Source organism: Mycobacterium sp. (genome assembly GCF_035314905.1).
Classification (GTDB): domain Bacteria; phylum Actinomycetota; class Actinomycetes; order Mycobacteriales; family Mycobacteriaceae; genus Mycobacterium.
On the sequence record NZ_DATFYW010000245.1, the window covers coordinates 1 to 13630 of the forward strand.

Genomic DNA, 13630 nt, shown 5'->3' on the forward strand with positions numbered 1-13630 from the left:
GGCCCAACGCGACTGGGACACGCGGGGCCCGAAAGGCCGTGCCAAGGTGCTGGCGCGCTACGCCGTGTGGCTCGGCGAACACCGCGGCGAGATCGAGGAGTTGCTGGTCGCAGAGACCGGCAAGTCCCGCGCCGACGCCACCCAGGAGGTGCCGCTGCTGATCATGATCTTGTCCTACTACATCAAGACGATGGAGAAGGCCCTGGCGCCGGAGACGCGGCCACCGTCGCAGCCGTTCCTGGCGATCAAGAAGATCACGGTGCACTATCGGCCCCGCCCGGTGGTCGCGATCATCGCGCCGTGGAACTTCCCGGTTGCCAACGCGTTGATGGACGGAATCGGCGCGCTGGCCGCCGGATGCGCAGTGCTGCTCAAGCCGTCAGAACGAACTCCGCTCACGGCCGAGATCCTGGTTCGCGGCTGGCGCGCATGTGGCGGGCCCGACGTGTTCGCGCTGGCGCAGGGCGCCCGCGAAGTGTCCGAGGCCGTGATCGACAATGCCGACTTCGTGCAGTTCACCGGTTCCAGCGCGACGGGCCGCAAGGTGATGGAACGCGCCGCGCGCCGACTCACCCCGGTCAGCCTGGAACTCGGGGGCAAGGATCCGATGATCGTTCTCGAGGACGCCGACATCGACCTGGCTGCTCACGCCGCGGTATGGGGCGGGATGTTCAACGCCGGCCAGATGTGCGTGTCGGTGGAGCGGGTCTACGTGCACGAGCAGGTTTACGACAAGTTCGTGGACACGGTGGTGCGCGACGTCGACGCGCTGAGAGTCGGCTCCGGCGAAGGCTACAACTACGGCTCGCTGATCGACGAGAACCAGCTCGCGGTCGTCGAGCGGCACGTCGAGGACGCCAGGGCCAAGGGCGCGCGGCTGCTGAGGGGCGGGCAGCGGATGCCCGGAGGGGGTGTCTTCTACCCGCCGACCGTGATCGTCGACGTCGACCACTCAATGGCATGCATGACCGAAGAGACGTTCGGTCCGACATTACCGATCATGAAGGTGGCCAACGAATCCGAAGCCGTCCGGCTGGCCAACGACAGCCCGTACGGCCTGTCGGCGTCGGTGTTTTCCGGTGATCTGGAGCGCGCCAAACAGATCGCGGTGCGATTGGACTGCGGCGCGGTCAACATCAACGACGCCGTTTCCAACCTGTCGTGCACGAGCGCGCCGATGGGCGGCTGGAAGTCGTCGGGCATCGGCGCGCGCTTCGGCGGAGCCGACGGGCTGCGCAAATTCTGTCGGGCGGAGACGGTCGTCGAGCCGAGGATCAGGCTGGGCGCCGGTGCGAATTACTACACCGCTTCCCCGAAAGCACAGGCGCGGATGAACAAACAGACGACGTGGATGGCCCTGCGTCGTCCGCGCCGAGCCGCCCGCGAACGCTAGGGTTGCCTGGTGCGTTTCGTGCTGACGATCCTCCTGTGGCTCGTCACCACGATCGCACTCGCAGTCACCGTGCCCGTGGTGTGGGCGCAGCGCAGCATCATCGACGTCGACGGGTATGCCGCACTGGCGCAGTCAGCCGCCCGCGACGGTGAACTGCAGGACGCGGTGGCGTCGGAGCTGACCACCCAGGTGGTCACCAATTCGCGCGCGAGCGAAAGCGCGGTGCGCCGCGTCGCCACCGTCTACACGGCCAGCCCGTCGTTTCCCGGCCAATTCGCCCAGGCGAATCGGATAGCGCACCGGTGGCTGTTCACCAACTCCGTGGGTCAAACGCCGAACGGCTGGGTCATCGACCTAGCGCCCATGCTGTCGGACACGTCGTTTGCGCAGATGCTCAACACCCTCAACGTCGAGGTGCCGTCGGAAGTCACCGTTCCGGTGACCGCCACGGGCAATCTGGCGCCCGGGCAACTTCGCGCGCTGGCGACGTGGGGGCCGTGGGTGAGCATCGGTTGTGCCGTGCTGACCGCGATCTTGGCGCTACTGACGTTGGCGTCCGCGCGGCGACGAGGAAAAGCAGTTGCGGCGCTTGGTGTTTGCGCACTGATCGTCGGCGGGGGCGGCTGGGCGGCGCTGGAGGTGGCTCGTGGCCCGCTCAACGACGCGCTGAACCACACCACCGGCGACGTGCGCCGGATCGCCGAGGTGATGGTCGCGCAGGCGGAGAACAGCCTGCACCAGTGGCTGAACCTGACGCTGGCCGCAGGTGGCGCGCTCGTGGTTTTCGGCGTGATCGTCACGATCATCGGTGGCCTGCGGCAGCGGGCGTGAGCATTCGCCACAGAAACTCGAACGCCAGCGCCGACTTGAACGCGGTTTGCGCATTGTCGGCGGCGCCCGCGTGGCCGCCCTCGATGTTCTCGTAGTAGCGCACCCGGTGACCCGCGGCCTGCAGCGCCGCGGTCATCTTGCGCGCATGGCCAGGGTGCACACGGTCGTCGCGCGTTGACGTCGTGATCAGCACCGCCGGGTACCGGCGATCGGCCGAGATGTTCTGGTAGGGCGAGTATCTGCTGATGAACTCCCAGTCCGCCGGGTCGTCGGGGTTGCCGTACTCGGCCATCCACGACGCGCCGGCGAGCAGCAGGTGGAACCGCCGCATGTCGAGCAGCGGCACGCTGGCGACCAGCGCCCCGAACAGCTCCGGGTATTGGGTGAGCATGATGCCCATCAGAAGGCCGCCGTTGCTGCCGCCCTGCGCGCCCAGCTGATCGACGGTGGTGATGCCGCGGTCGACCAGATCCCTGGCGACGGCCGCGAAGTCCTCGGCCACCAAGTGGCGACCTTCGCGCATCGCCTGCGTGTGCCATGTCGGTCCGTACTCACCGCCGCCCCGGATGTTGGCCAGCGCGTACGTGCCGCCCCGAGCCAGCCACAGCCGGCCCAGCACCCCGTCGTAGCCCGGCGTGTGGGCCACCTCGAAGCCCCCGTAACCGCCGAGCAGCGTCGGAGCCGGCCCCTCGGCGTCACGATGAGCGACGACGAAGTAGGGGATGGCGCTGCCGTCGTCGGATGTCGCGAAGTGCTGCGTGACCGTGAGGTCTCCGGCGTCGAAGAAAGCCGGAGCGGATTTGATCTGCCGCAGGGCGCCGCCGGCGGTGCCGTGCAGCAGTCGCGAAGGCGTGTCGAATCCGCTCGAATCCAGGAAGATTTCATCACCGGTGTCATCGGCCGCGACGATCACCGTGTTGGTCGCCTCGGGAATGTCCGGTACCGGCGCGCGCTCCCAACTGCCCGGGTTGACGACCTCGACGCGGCTGGCCACATCTGCCAGCGTGACCATCATCAGCCGGTCCCGCGTCCACGCGTAGTGGTTCAGGCTGGTGTGCGCATCCGGCTCGAAGACCACGTGTAATTCCGCAGTGCCGGAAAGGAATTCGTCGTAGTCAGCCGCCAGCAGCGAGCCCGCCCGGTACACGTCGGCGCCCGCGTACCAGTCGGTGCGGAGCTCGATAAGCAGCCACTGGCGATGCACCGACACCGTTGCATCGGTCGGCGCGTCGATACGGATCAGCTCGCCGGCCCGAAGCTCGTACACCTCGTCGTTGAAGAAGTCGATGGCGCGGCGCACCAGCGTGCGCCCGAAACCAGGCGTCCTGTCGACCGCGGCGCCGACGATCACATCCGAGGGCGAGCCGGAAAACAGCACCTCCGCCGCGTCCAACGGTTGGCCCCGGCGCCACCGCTTCACCAGCCGCGGATAGCCCGAGTCGGTCAGCGAATCCGGACCGAAATCCGTGCCCACCAGCAGGCTGTTCTCGTCCTCCCAGCCGATCTGTGTCTTGGCCTCGGGAAGCATGAAGCCGTCAGCAACGAATCGCCTTGTCAGCATGTCGAATTCGCGTATGACAACGGCGTCGGAACCGCCGCGGGACAGGCTCACCAAGGCCAGCGTGTACTCTGGCTCGATCACGTCGGCGCCGGCCCACACCCAGTTCTCCCCATCGGCGGCGGCCAGCGCGTCCACGTCGATCAGCACATCCCATTCGGGCCGTTCGCCGCGGTACTCGGCAAGGGTGGTGCGCCGCCACACGCCCCGTGGATGCTCGGCGTCGCGCCAGAAGTTGTACAGGTGATCGCCGCGGCGCCGCACGTACGGGATGCGCGCATCGGTATCGAGAACCTCGAGGGCCTCCGTGCGCATCTGCTCGAAGCGGTCGCCCGCCAGCTCCGCGAGCGTGGGCGCGTTGTGCCGGCGGACCCAGTCCAGCGCGGCGTCGCCGGTGATGTCCTCGAGCCAGAGAAACGGGTCTTCGTCGTCCATGGAACCGATTCTCTCGCCGGCGGTAATGTGAGCTGGATTACACCGTTGGGTAGGAGTAACTGATGACTGTTTATGCGCGTCCCGGTACCGAGGGCTCGTTGATGTCGTTTGAGTCCCGGTACGGGAATTTCGTTGGCGGGGAGTGGGTGGGCCCGGTTGGCGGGGAGTTTTTCGAGAATCGGTCGCCGGTGACGGGGGAGGTGTTTTGTGAGGTGCCGCGCTCTGGCGGTGCCGACGTGGAGGCCGCGCTGGATGCCGCGCATGCGGCGGCGCCGGGGTGGGGTCGGACCGCGCCGGCGGAGCGGGCGTCGGTGTTAAGTCGGGTGGCGGATCGGATTGAGCAGAATTTGGAGTCGTTGGCGCTGGCGGAGGCGTGGGACAACGGCAAGCCGATTCGGGAGACGTTGAATGCGGATCTGCCGTTGGCGGTGGATCATTTCCGGTATTTCGCGGCGGTGATCCGGGCGCAGGAAGGGTCGTTGTCCCAGATTGACGAGGACACCGTGGCGTATCACTTTCGGGAGCCGTTGGGGGTGGTGGGGCAGATCATTCCGTGGAATTTCCCGATCTTGATGGCGGCGTGGAAGTTGGCGCCGGCGTTGGCGGCCGGTAATGCGGTGGTGCTCAAGCCGGCCGAGCAGACCCCGGCGTCGATCTTGTATTTGTTGGCGCTGGTCGGTGACCTGTTGCCGGCGGGGGTGGTCAATGTGGTCAACGGGTTCGGGTTCGAGGCGGGTCGGCCGTTGGCGTGCAGTGATCGGATCGCCAAGGTGGCGTTCACCGGGGAGACCACCACGGGCCGGTTGATCATGCAGTACGCCAGCCAGAATTTGATCCCGGTGACGTTGGAGTTGGGGGGCAAGTCGCCCAATATCTTCTTTGCCGATGTGCTGGCCAGCGTCGATGATTTCGCCGACAAGGCGCTGGAGGGGTTCACGATGTTCGCCCTCAATCAGGGGGAGGTGTGCACCTGTCCGTCGCGGGCGCTGGTGGCCGCCGATATCTATGAGCAGTTCCTGGCGTTGGCGGCCATTCGTACCAAGGCGGTGCGCCAGGGTGATCCGCTCGACACCGAGACGATGATCGGGGCGCAGGCCTCCAACGACCAGCTCGAGAAGATCTTGTCCTACATCGAGATCGGTAAGGACGAGGGTGCGCGTGTCGTGTGCGGTGGGGGGCGCGCCGAGTTGGGCGGGGACCTGGCCGGTGGCTATTACGTGCAGCCGACGATCTTCGCCGGGGACAACAAGATGCGCATTTTCCAGGAGGAGATCTTCGGGCCGGTGGTGGCGGTGACCTCGTTCACCGATTACGACGAGGCGATCGCCATCGCCAACGACACCATCTACGGGCTGGGTGCGGGGGTCTGGTCGCGCGACGGCAACACCGCCTACCGCGCCGGGCGCGACATCAAGGCCGGGCGGGTGTGGACCAACTGCTACCACGTCTATCCCGCCCACGCGGCATTCGGCGGATACAAGCAATCAGGCATCGGCCGCGAAGGCCACAAGATGATGCTCGACCACTACCAACAAACCAAGAACCTGCTCGTCTCCTACAGCACCAAGGCACAGGGGTTCTTCTGATGGACGCGCCGCCGAGGGCGCTCATCACACAATCCGCCGCAGAGTTGCTGCGTCGGCTTCGTGAGCGCCACGGACCGCTGATGTTCCACCAGTCCGGCGGCTGTTGCGACGGCTCGTCGCCGATGTGCTACCCGGAGGGGGAGTTCATCGTCGGTGACCGTGATGTGCTGCTCGGCATCCTCGACGGCGCACCGGTGTGGATCTCCGGCTCACAGTTCGAGGCGTGGAAACACACCCAGCTGGTGATCGACGCGGTGCCCGGGCGCGGCGGCGGCTTCAGCCTGGAAGCGCCTGAGGGTGTGCGATTTCTGAGCAGGGGCAGGGCATTCACGCCCGACGAGCTCGCGGTGCTGGAGGCCGATCCGCCGCTGCGCGGCGTCGACTACGCCGCCGGCCGGCGGCCGCGCGATCCGAGCCGTCCGGTGGTGGTGCTTGCGGCCGCCGACGTTCCCCCGCAAGCGGGCCGTGCCCCCAGCCCGGTGCCGCCGGGTCCCGTCGCGACGGTGCGTGAACGGCGCTAATGCCGCCGGAGCCGCTACTGTCATAATCGTGATACCCCTCCCCCGCCCATGGTTGCTGACGAGCGCGATGGTGGTCGGCACCGCGGTGGGCGTGGTGGCGGGAATCGCGTCCACGCTAATGGTCAAAGCTCACATCCGGCCGGATGTGGTGATCACGCTCGTAGTCGGCATTCCCAGCGGGGCCGGGCTGCTGATGATCCTGTTCTCGGGCCGACGGTGGGTGACCGCGCTGGGCGCGTTCATCCTGGCGCTGGCCCCCGGCTGGTTCGGCGTGCTGGTGGCGATCCAGGTGGTCCATCGTGCCTGAACCCGTCGATCCCGGCCCCGAGACCCAGCCGAGCCTCGAAGCCCGACCCGATCCGCTCGAGCCGCCGGCCGCGCGCCCCGAGCCGCCCGTCGCCACCGCGGTGGACAGCGCCGCACCGGCCGGGCCGGAGGGACCGCCCGGGGAAGCGCCGCCGTCCGAGCCGGTGCCCGTGCCCGCGCAGCCGGTGGTCGTCCCGGGGCAGTACCACTACCTGAAGCGGTGGACGGTCGTCCTCGTGCTGATCGGCGTCTGGATCCCCGCCGCCCTCATCGGGGCGGCGCTCGACTACTACTGGTTCGGTTCGCCGCACAAAACGCCGGCGGTCTTCCTCGTGCTGATGTTCGTCGTCGTCTGCACCGTTGGCGCGCAGCTACTGGCGATGGTGGAGCACAAACCCCCGGTCGCCGCGGCCTCGGTCGCCGTCTTGTCAGCCCCGTTCGCCGCGACCGCCGCCGCGGCCGCGCTCCACGGCGCATACGTCCTGCACTGGATCCCCCGCTAGACCCCGATAGGGTGGGCCTGTGACTTCCCACTATGACGTCGTCGTGCTCGGAGCCGGTCCGGGCGGGTACGTTGCGGCCATTCGCGCCGCCCAGCTCGGGCTGAGCACCGCAGTCGTCGAGCAGAAGTACTGGGGCGGAGTGTGCCTCAATGTCGGTTGCATCCCGTCGAAATCGCTGCTGCGCAACGCGGAGCTGGTGCACATCTTCACCAAGGAGGCCAACACATTCGGCATCAACGGCGAAGCGACTTTCGACTACGGAGTCGCCTTCGACCGCAGCCGCAGGGTCGCCGAGGGCCGCGTCGCCGGCGTGCACTACCTGATGAAGAAGAACAAGATCGCCGAGATCCACGGCCGCGGCACGTTCAAAGACGCCAACACGCTGTCGGTCGACCTTAACGACGGCAACACCGACACCGTTACATTCGACAACGTCATCATCGCGACCGGCAGCCACACCCAACTCGTGCCGGGTACGTCGCTCTCCGAGAACGTCGTCACCTACGAGGAGCAGATTCTGTCGCGGGAACTGCCCGGCTCGATCATCATCGCCGGCGCGGGAGCGATCGGCATGGAGTTCGGCTACGTGCTGAACAACTACGGTGTCGAGGTCACCATCGTCGAGTTCCTGCCGCGCGCGCTGCCCAACGAGGATGCCGAGGTTTCCAAGGAGATCGAAAAGCAGTTCAAGAAACTGGGCGTCAAGATACTGACAGGCAGCAAGGTCGAGGGCATCAAAGACGACGGTTCACGAGTCACGGTGAGCGTCAGCAAGGACGGCCAGACGGAGGAGCTGGCGGCCGACAAAGTGCTGCAGGCCATCGGTTTTTTGCCCAACGTCGAGGGCTATGGGCTCGAGGCGGCCGGGGTCAGCCTCACCGAGCGCAAGGCCATCGGGATCGACGGGCGGATGCGGACCAATGTGGCGCACATCTACGCGATCGGCGACGTCACCGGACTGCTGCAGCTGGCGCATGTCGCGGAGGCCCAAGGCGTCGTCGCGGCCGAGACCATCGCCGGCGCTGAGACTTTGGAGCTAGGCGATTACCGGATGATGCCGCGGGCGACGTTCTGCCAGCCGCAGGTGGCCAGCTTCGGGCTCACCGAGCAGCAGGCGCGAGACGAGGGCTTCGACGTCAATGTGGCCAAGTTCCCGTTCACCGCGAACGCCAAGGCGCACGGGCTCGGTGAGACCGCGGGGTTCGTCAAGCTGGTCGCCGACGGCAAGTTCGGCGAGTTGCTGGGCGGGCACCTGATCGGCCCGGACGTGTCCGAACTGCTGCCGGAGCTGACGCTGGCCCAGAAGTGGGATTTGACCGTCAACGAGCTGACCCGCAACGTGCACACGCACCCGACGCTGTCGGAGGCGCTGCAGGAGTGCTTCCACGGCCTGGCGGGCCACATGATCAACTTCTGACGCATGGCGCAGTCGCAGACCGAGACAGTCGTCGGCGCCATCGGCGGGGTGGTGATCGGCTACATCCTGTGGCTGGTGGGCGTCTCGATCGGCGTCACCGTTGCCACCACCGCCACGTGGTCCGTGGTGATCCTGGTCATCAGCGTGCTGGTCGGGGTCGCGGCCTGGCTCGCCGGGTGGCGGCTGCGTCGCCGCCGGGTGCACCCGTGGGCGGCATTTCTGTTCGGTCTCCCGATTCTTCCCGTGGTGCTGTCGCTTTGCGTGATCACGGTCGCCTACCTCTGAGCAGCGGCTGTTTATCCGCTGCGCGCCGGGGGTATCGGCCCACCGCCGGCATCTTCGTCGCGGGAGGCCAGAAAGAAGGACCGAGGTGACCACGCAAACAACCAACTCAAAAAACCAATTCGCGCTGGATCTGGACAGGATTCGGGACGAGGCGCGCAAGCACATGGAAGCGGGTGCCGTCACCGTAGGCAACACCATCGACATCGAGCGGCTGATGGAGAAGATCCTCGAACAGGAAGAGGAACACGCCGACGACCTGAAAGACCTGCTGGGTAGCTGACGGGTGCCATCGGAGCCGACGCGCGCTCTAGTCCGGATAGTCGAGCGGGACCTTCAGCGTGTTCAGCGTCGCCGCCAGCGCGTCGTATTGGCCCACCAGCGTCACGAACTCGATCAGCTGCGGCCGGTCGAGGTAGGCGGACAGCGACTGCCAGGTCTGCTGCGAGAGCGTGCGCGTGTCGATGAGTTCGTCCACCGCGCCAAGCAGCGTGCGGTCGCGATCGGCCAGACCGTCGGCCGCCGGACCTTCGAAGACCTTGGCCTGGGTTTCGGCGTCGACCCCGCGCCGTTTCGCGATTCGGCGATGTTGCTGCAGTTCGTACTCGCAGCCGCGCAGATGCCCGACCCGCAGGATCACCAGCTCGGCGTCCCGCCGTGGCAGCCTGCCGAAGCTCAGCAGCACCGCCCCGAACGGCAACCACGACCACAAGAGCCGCCGGTGCTGGCCCAGCGTCGTGAACAGGTGCACCTGCGGCAGCTTCATCGTGCGTGCCGCCAGCCTGGAGAATGCCCAGGTCAGCGGGCCAAGCTCGCGAAAGCCGCCGGGCGGGACGCGTTCCGGCGCCGTCACGCTTGCTTCACCAGGTACGGCGACACCGTGCTGCGATGCTCGTCGAGGTCGAGCGCGCGGCCCAGCGCGGGGAATGCGCGCTGCGGGCAGCTGTCCCGCTCGCACACCCGGCAGCCGACCCCGATCGGGGTGGCGTTGTCACCCGACAAGTCCAGTCCCTCCGAATACACAAGCCGGTTCGCGTGCCGAAGTTCGCACCCAAGCCCGATCGCGAAAGTCTTTCCCGGCTGACCATACCGGGACGCACGCCGCTCGACCGTTCGGGCCACCCACATGTAGTTGCGCCCGTCGGGCATCTGGGCGACCTGCACAAAAATCTTGCCCGGGTTGGCGAAGGTGTCGTAGACGTTCCACAACGGGCACGTGCCACCGCTGGAGGAGAAGTGAAAACCGGTGGCGGACTGACGTTTCGACATATTGCCTGCCTTGTCGACCCGCACGAAGGAAAACGGCACCCCGCGCATCGACGGCCTCTGCAGCGTCGAGAGCCGGTGACAGATCGTTTCGTAGCTCACCGAATAGAACGCCGACAACCGCTCGATGTCGTAGCGGAAGCTCTCGGTGACGTCGTGGAATTGGCGATACGGCAGCACCGCCGCGGCGGCGAAGTAGTTGGCGAGGCCGAGCCTCGCGAGCCTGCGGGACTCGTCGCTGGTGAACTTGCCTTCGTCGACCATCATGTCAATCAAATCGCCGAACTCCAGATACGCCAGTTCGGCGGCCATCTTGAAAACCTGTTGACCGGGGGAGAGGTGACCGCTCATCTCCAACGTCTTGGAGGCCGGGTCGTAGTGGTGCAGGACGGTGTCGCCGAGGTCGATCCGCTTGAGGATGTGCACTCCGTGCACCGCGGTGAGCCGGTCGGAGAGCTCGCCGGCCAGGTCCCCGCGGTGCATCCGCATACGGATCGTGAGGTCCTCGGCAGCGGTGTCGAGCTCGTGCAGGTAGTTCTGTCGCTGATAGAAGTAGTCGCGCACCTCTTCGTGCGGCATCGTGATCGACCCGCTGCCGCTGCCGTCGCTGAACCGGTCCTCGGTGGCCGCGGCCAGCTGCGCGGTCGTGATCCGATAGCGGCGGTGCAGGTTCACCATCGCCCGGGCCAGCGTCGGATGCGCGGCCACCATGTCGGCGATCTCGGGCAGGTCGGCATCGATGTCCAGGTCGCGGTCCATCGTCACCTCGCGCAGCTCGGCGACCAAGCGGGTGTCGTCCTGCGAGGCGAAAAACGTTGCGTCGACGCCGAACACCTCGGTGATCCGCAGCAGCACCGCGACGGTCAGCGGCCGCACATCATGCTCGATCTGATTGAGGTAGCTCGGCGAGATCTCCAGCATCTGCGCGAGCGCAGCCTGGCTGAACCCGCGCTCGTTGCGCAGCTGACGCACCCGCGACCCGACGAACGTTTTCGGCACGGCGACCAGCGTACCCGCCGTGCAAAGGTGGCCTTCGCAGCATTGGCAAATCAACGGCGCTGGCAGTCAGCGAGGCGGTTTGGCATGATCGCGCTTCGGGGAGAGGAACCGCAGGAGACAAACCGATGGCCCTGGACAAAGTGATGATGCCGGTACTCGACGGCCATCCCGACGTGTTCGATCGGGAGTGGCCGTTGAGGGTTGCCGACATCGACCGCGACGGCAGGCTCCGCCTCGACGCCGCGGCCCGTCACATCCAGGACATCGGCCAGGACCAGCTGCGGCAGCTCGGCTTCGAGGAGACCCATCCGCTGTGGATCGTGCGGCGCACGATGATCGACCTGATCCGGCCCATCGAGTTCCAGGACATGCTGCGGCTGCGCCGGTGGTGTTCGGGCACGTCGAACCGGTGGTGTGAAATGCGGGTTCGCATCGACGGCCGAAACGGCGGGCTGATCGAATCCGAGGCGTTCTGGATCAAAATCAACCGGGACACGCAGATGCCCTCCCGCATCGCCGACGACTTTCTCGAGGGCCTGCAGCGCACCACGAAGGTCGACCGGTTGCGCTGGAAGGCCTACCTGAAGGCAGCCGCGCGCGAGACCGCCGACCAGATCCGCGAATACCCGATCCGGTTCACCGACATCGACCTGTTCGACCACATGAACAACGCTGTCTACTGGAGCGTCGTGGAGGACTACCTGTCGGCCTCCGGTGACATGCTGCGGGGGCCGATACGGGTCACGCTCGAACACGAGGCGCCGATCGCGCTGGGAGACAAGCTCGAGATCCTCGCCCACGTCCACCCGCCGGGTTCGACCGACCAATTCGGCGAAGAGCTTGCCAAGAAGAGTGTTACAACCCTCACATATGCGGTGGGCGACGAGGTCAAGGCGATCGCGTCGATCTTCGCCCTGTCCTGATCCCGCTTCCCCCAGATCATCGCGTTGACCTGCGGAGATGAAGTTACGAGCCGGTAGGCTCTGAACCGGTTAAGCACATAGCTGCCTTCGCAACCTTGGCAAAATCGGGCAATGCCCTTACTGAAATTGGCAAGTGAAACGGTTGGACCTGCGCATATAGCCCGTGGCACCGTTGAGTTAGCACATCAGTGAGGCCGCTGACGCGTTAACAAGCCGGGAGGTCGGCAACGCACCGGCTGTTTGTAGACACAAAGGTTTGTACACCAAGGTTCGTAGACACAAAGGAGCAGCCCAATGCCCACCGTCGGGAAGCCGAAGACAGCCGAGCAGATCCAACACGATTGGGACACCAATCCCCGCTGGAAGGACGTCACCCGCAACTACACCGCCCAGGACGTCGTGGCGCTGCAGGGCACCGTCGTCGAGGAGCACACGCTGGCTCGCCGCGGCGCGGAGATCCTGTGGGAGCAGCTGTACGACATGGAGTGGGTGAACGCGCTGGGCGCGCTGACCGGCAACATGGCGGTCCAGCAGGTCCGTGCGGGCCTGAAGGCGATCTACCTGTCCGGCTGGCAGGTCGCCGGCGACGCCAACGTTGCGGGCCAGACCTATCCCGACCAGAGCCTGTACCCGGCCAACTCCGTCCCGACGGTCGTGCGCCGGATCAACAATGCGCTGCTGCGCGCCGACGAGATCGCCAAGGTGGAGGGCGACAGGTCGGTCGACAACTGGCTGGTGCCGATCGTTGCCGACGGCGAGGCCGGGTTCGGCGGCGCACTCAACGTGTACGAGCTGCAGAAGGCCATGATCGCCGCAGGCGTCGCGGGGTCGCACTGGGAAGATCAGCTGGCTTCGGAGAAGAAGTGCGGTCACCTGGGTGGCAAGGTGCTCATCCCGACCCAGCAGCACATCCGCACGCTCACCTCCGCGCGGCTGGCGGCCGACGTCGCCGATGTGCCGACCGTCGTGATCGCCCGCACCGATGCCGAGGCTGCGACGCTGATCACCTCCGATGTCGACGAGCGCGACCGCCAGTTCATCAGCGGTGAGCGCACTGCGGAAGGTTTCTACCGCACCAAGAACGGCATCGAGCCGTGCATCGCGCGGGCCAAGGCCTACGCGCCGTACGCCGACCTGATCTGGATGGAGACCGGCACGCCGGACCTCGAGGTCGCCAAGCAGTTCTCGGAGGCGGTGAAGGCCGAGTTCCCCGACCAGATGCTGGCCTACAACTGCTCGCCGTCGTTCAATTGGAAGAAGCACCTGGACGACGCGACCATTGCCAAGTTCCAGAAGGAGCTCGCGACAATGGGATTCAAGTTCCAGTTCATCACGCTGGCCGGCTTCCACGCCCTGAACTACTCGATGTTCGACCTGGCCTACGGCTACGCCCGCAACCAGATGTCGGCCTACGTCGAGCTGCAGGAGCGCGAGTTCGCCGCCGAGGAGCGCGGTTACACCGCGACCAAGCACCAGCGCGAGGTGGGTGCGGGGTACTTCGACCGGATCGCCACCACAGTCGATCCGCGGTCGTCGACCACGGCGCTGACCGGCTCGACCGAAGTTGGTCAGTTCCACTGAGTTGACAGCACAGGCCCCGCCCGGCGATG

14 protein-coding genes are annotated in these 13630 nt (G+C 66.4%); 11 read left to right on the forward strand and 3 right to left on the reverse strand.

Annotated features, from left to right (window positions below; translation table 11 throughout):
• Both VKG81_RS20835 and VKG81_RS20840 read left to right on the forward strand, forming a co-directional pair.
• Positions 1-1393 (forward strand): aldehyde dehydrogenase family protein (locus VKG81_RS20835; protein WP_324398623.1); only part of this gene is annotated, 1393 nt, incomplete at its 5' end.
• Positions 1394-1402: 9 nt separating this feature from the next.
• Positions 1403-2224: a hypothetical protein gene (locus VKG81_RS20840; RefSeq protein WP_324398624.1), complete on the forward strand. Its 822-nt coding sequence runs from the start codon at positions 1403-1405 to the stop codon at positions 2222-2224.
• Here the strand turns inward: VKG81_RS20840 and VKG81_RS20845 are convergent.
• Positions 2196-4217, reverse strand: coding sequence for a prolyl oligopeptidase family serine peptidase (locus VKG81_RS20845; RefSeq protein WP_324398625.1), 2022 nt, complete (start codon positions 4215-4217; stop codon positions 2196-2198). The two genes, VKG81_RS20840 and VKG81_RS20845, sit on opposite strands and share 29 nt — an antisense overlap.
• Before the next feature lie 62 nt (positions 4218-4279).
• Here VKG81_RS20845 and VKG81_RS20850 point away from each other — a divergent pair, with 62 nt between their 5' ends.
• From VKG81_RS20850 to VKG81_RS20880, 7 genes are all read left to right on the forward strand, one after another.
• Positions 4280-5803 (forward strand): aldehyde dehydrogenase family protein, encoded by a 1524-nt coding sequence (locus VKG81_RS20850; protein WP_324398626.1) that lies wholly within the window; start codon positions 4280-4282, stop codon positions 5801-5803.
• A complete protein-coding gene (locus VKG81_RS20855; RefSeq protein WP_324398627.1) occupies positions 5803-6324 on the forward strand; it encodes a DUF779 domain-containing protein in 522 nt (173 codons plus the stop codon). The genes VKG81_RS20850 and VKG81_RS20855 overlap by 1 nt, the downstream gene beginning before the upstream one ends.
• Positions 6325-6352: 28 nt before the next feature.
• Positions 6353-6631: a putative holin gene (locus tag VKG81_RS20860; protein WP_324398628.1), complete on the forward strand. Its 279-nt coding sequence runs from the start codon at positions 6353-6355 to the stop codon at positions 6629-6631.
• Positions 6624-7133, forward strand: coding sequence for a hypothetical protein (locus VKG81_RS20865; RefSeq protein WP_324398629.1), 510 nt, complete (start codon positions 6624-6626; stop codon positions 7131-7133). The genes VKG81_RS20860 and VKG81_RS20865 overlap by 8 nt, the downstream gene beginning before the upstream one ends.
• Before the next feature lie 19 nt (positions 7134-7152).
• Positions 7153-8550, forward strand: coding sequence for a dihydrolipoyl dehydrogenase (gene lpdA / locus VKG81_RS20870; protein WP_324398630.1), 1398 nt, complete (start codon positions 7153-7155; stop codon positions 8548-8550).
• A 3-nt stretch (positions 8551-8553) separates the two neighbouring features.
• Complete coding sequence (locus tag VKG81_RS20875; protein ID WP_324398631.1) at positions 8554-8835, forward strand: hypothetical protein; 282 nt, start codon at positions 8554-8556, stop codon at positions 8833-8835.
• Between the two features lie 85 nt (positions 8836-8920).
• Positions 8921-9115: a hypothetical protein gene (locus VKG81_RS20880; RefSeq protein ID WP_324398632.1), complete on the forward strand. Its 195-nt coding sequence runs from the start codon at positions 8921-8923 to the stop codon at positions 9113-9115.
• 27 nt (positions 9116-9142) lie between these two features.
• Here the strand turns inward: VKG81_RS20880 and VKG81_RS20885 are convergent, their stop codons facing one another.
• Both VKG81_RS20885 and ramB read right to left on the reverse strand, forming a co-directional pair.
• Positions 9143-9685, reverse strand: a complete 543-nt coding sequence (locus VKG81_RS20885) for a carboxymuconolactone decarboxylase family protein (RefSeq protein ID WP_324398633.1) — start codon at positions 9683-9685, stop codon at positions 9143-9145.
• Positions 9682-11097 carry an acetate metabolism transcriptional regulator RamB gene (gene ramB / locus VKG81_RS20890; RefSeq protein ID WP_324398634.1) on the reverse strand — a complete coding sequence of 472 codons (1416 nt, stop codon included), beginning with the start codon at positions 11095-11097 and terminating at the stop codon, positions 9682-9684. Before ramB ends, VKG81_RS20885 begins: the two co-directional genes overlap by 4 nt.
• Before the next feature lie 125 nt (positions 11098-11222).
• Between ramB and VKG81_RS20895 the strand changes: the two genes are divergently transcribed.
• Both VKG81_RS20895 and aceA read left to right on the forward strand, forming a co-directional pair.
• Entirely contained in the window at positions 11223-12020 is a 798-nt protein-coding gene (locus VKG81_RS20895) for an acyl-[acyl-carrier-protein] thioesterase (protein ID WP_324398635.1), read from the forward strand.
• A gap of 294 nt (positions 12021-12314) precedes the next feature.
• Complete coding sequence (gene aceA / locus VKG81_RS20900; RefSeq protein ID WP_324398636.1) at positions 12315-13601, forward strand: isocitrate lyase; 1287 nt, start codon at positions 12315-12317, stop codon at positions 13599-13601.
• The last annotated feature ends 29 nt before the right edge of the window (positions 13602-13630 follow it).

Bases quoted from the DNA above. Each gene is read 5' to 3' on its own strand.
- VKG81_RS20895 (WP_324398635.1), top strand. From the start codon at position 11,223: ATGGCCCTGGACAAAGTGATGATGCCGGTACTCGACGGCCATCCCGAC.
- aceA (WP_324398636.1), top strand. From the start codon at position 12,315: ATGCCCACCGTCGGGAAGCCGAAGACAGCCGAGCAGATCCAACACGAT.
- VKG81_RS20875 (WP_324398631.1), top strand. From the start codon at position 8,554: ATGGCGCAGTCGCAGACCGAGACAGTCGTCGGCGCCATCGGCGGGGTG.
- VKG81_RS20845 (WP_324398625.1), bottom strand. From the start codon at position 4,217: ATGGACGACGAAGACCCGTTTCTCTGGCTCGAGGACATCACCGGCGAC.
- VKG81_RS20855 (WP_324398627.1), top strand. From the start codon at position 5,803: ATGGACGCGCCGCCGAGGGCGCTCATCACACAATCCGCCGCAGAGTTG.
- VKG81_RS20850 (WP_324398626.1), top strand. From the start codon at position 4,280: ATGACTGTTTATGCGCGTCCCGGTACCGAGGGCTCGTTGATGTCGTTT.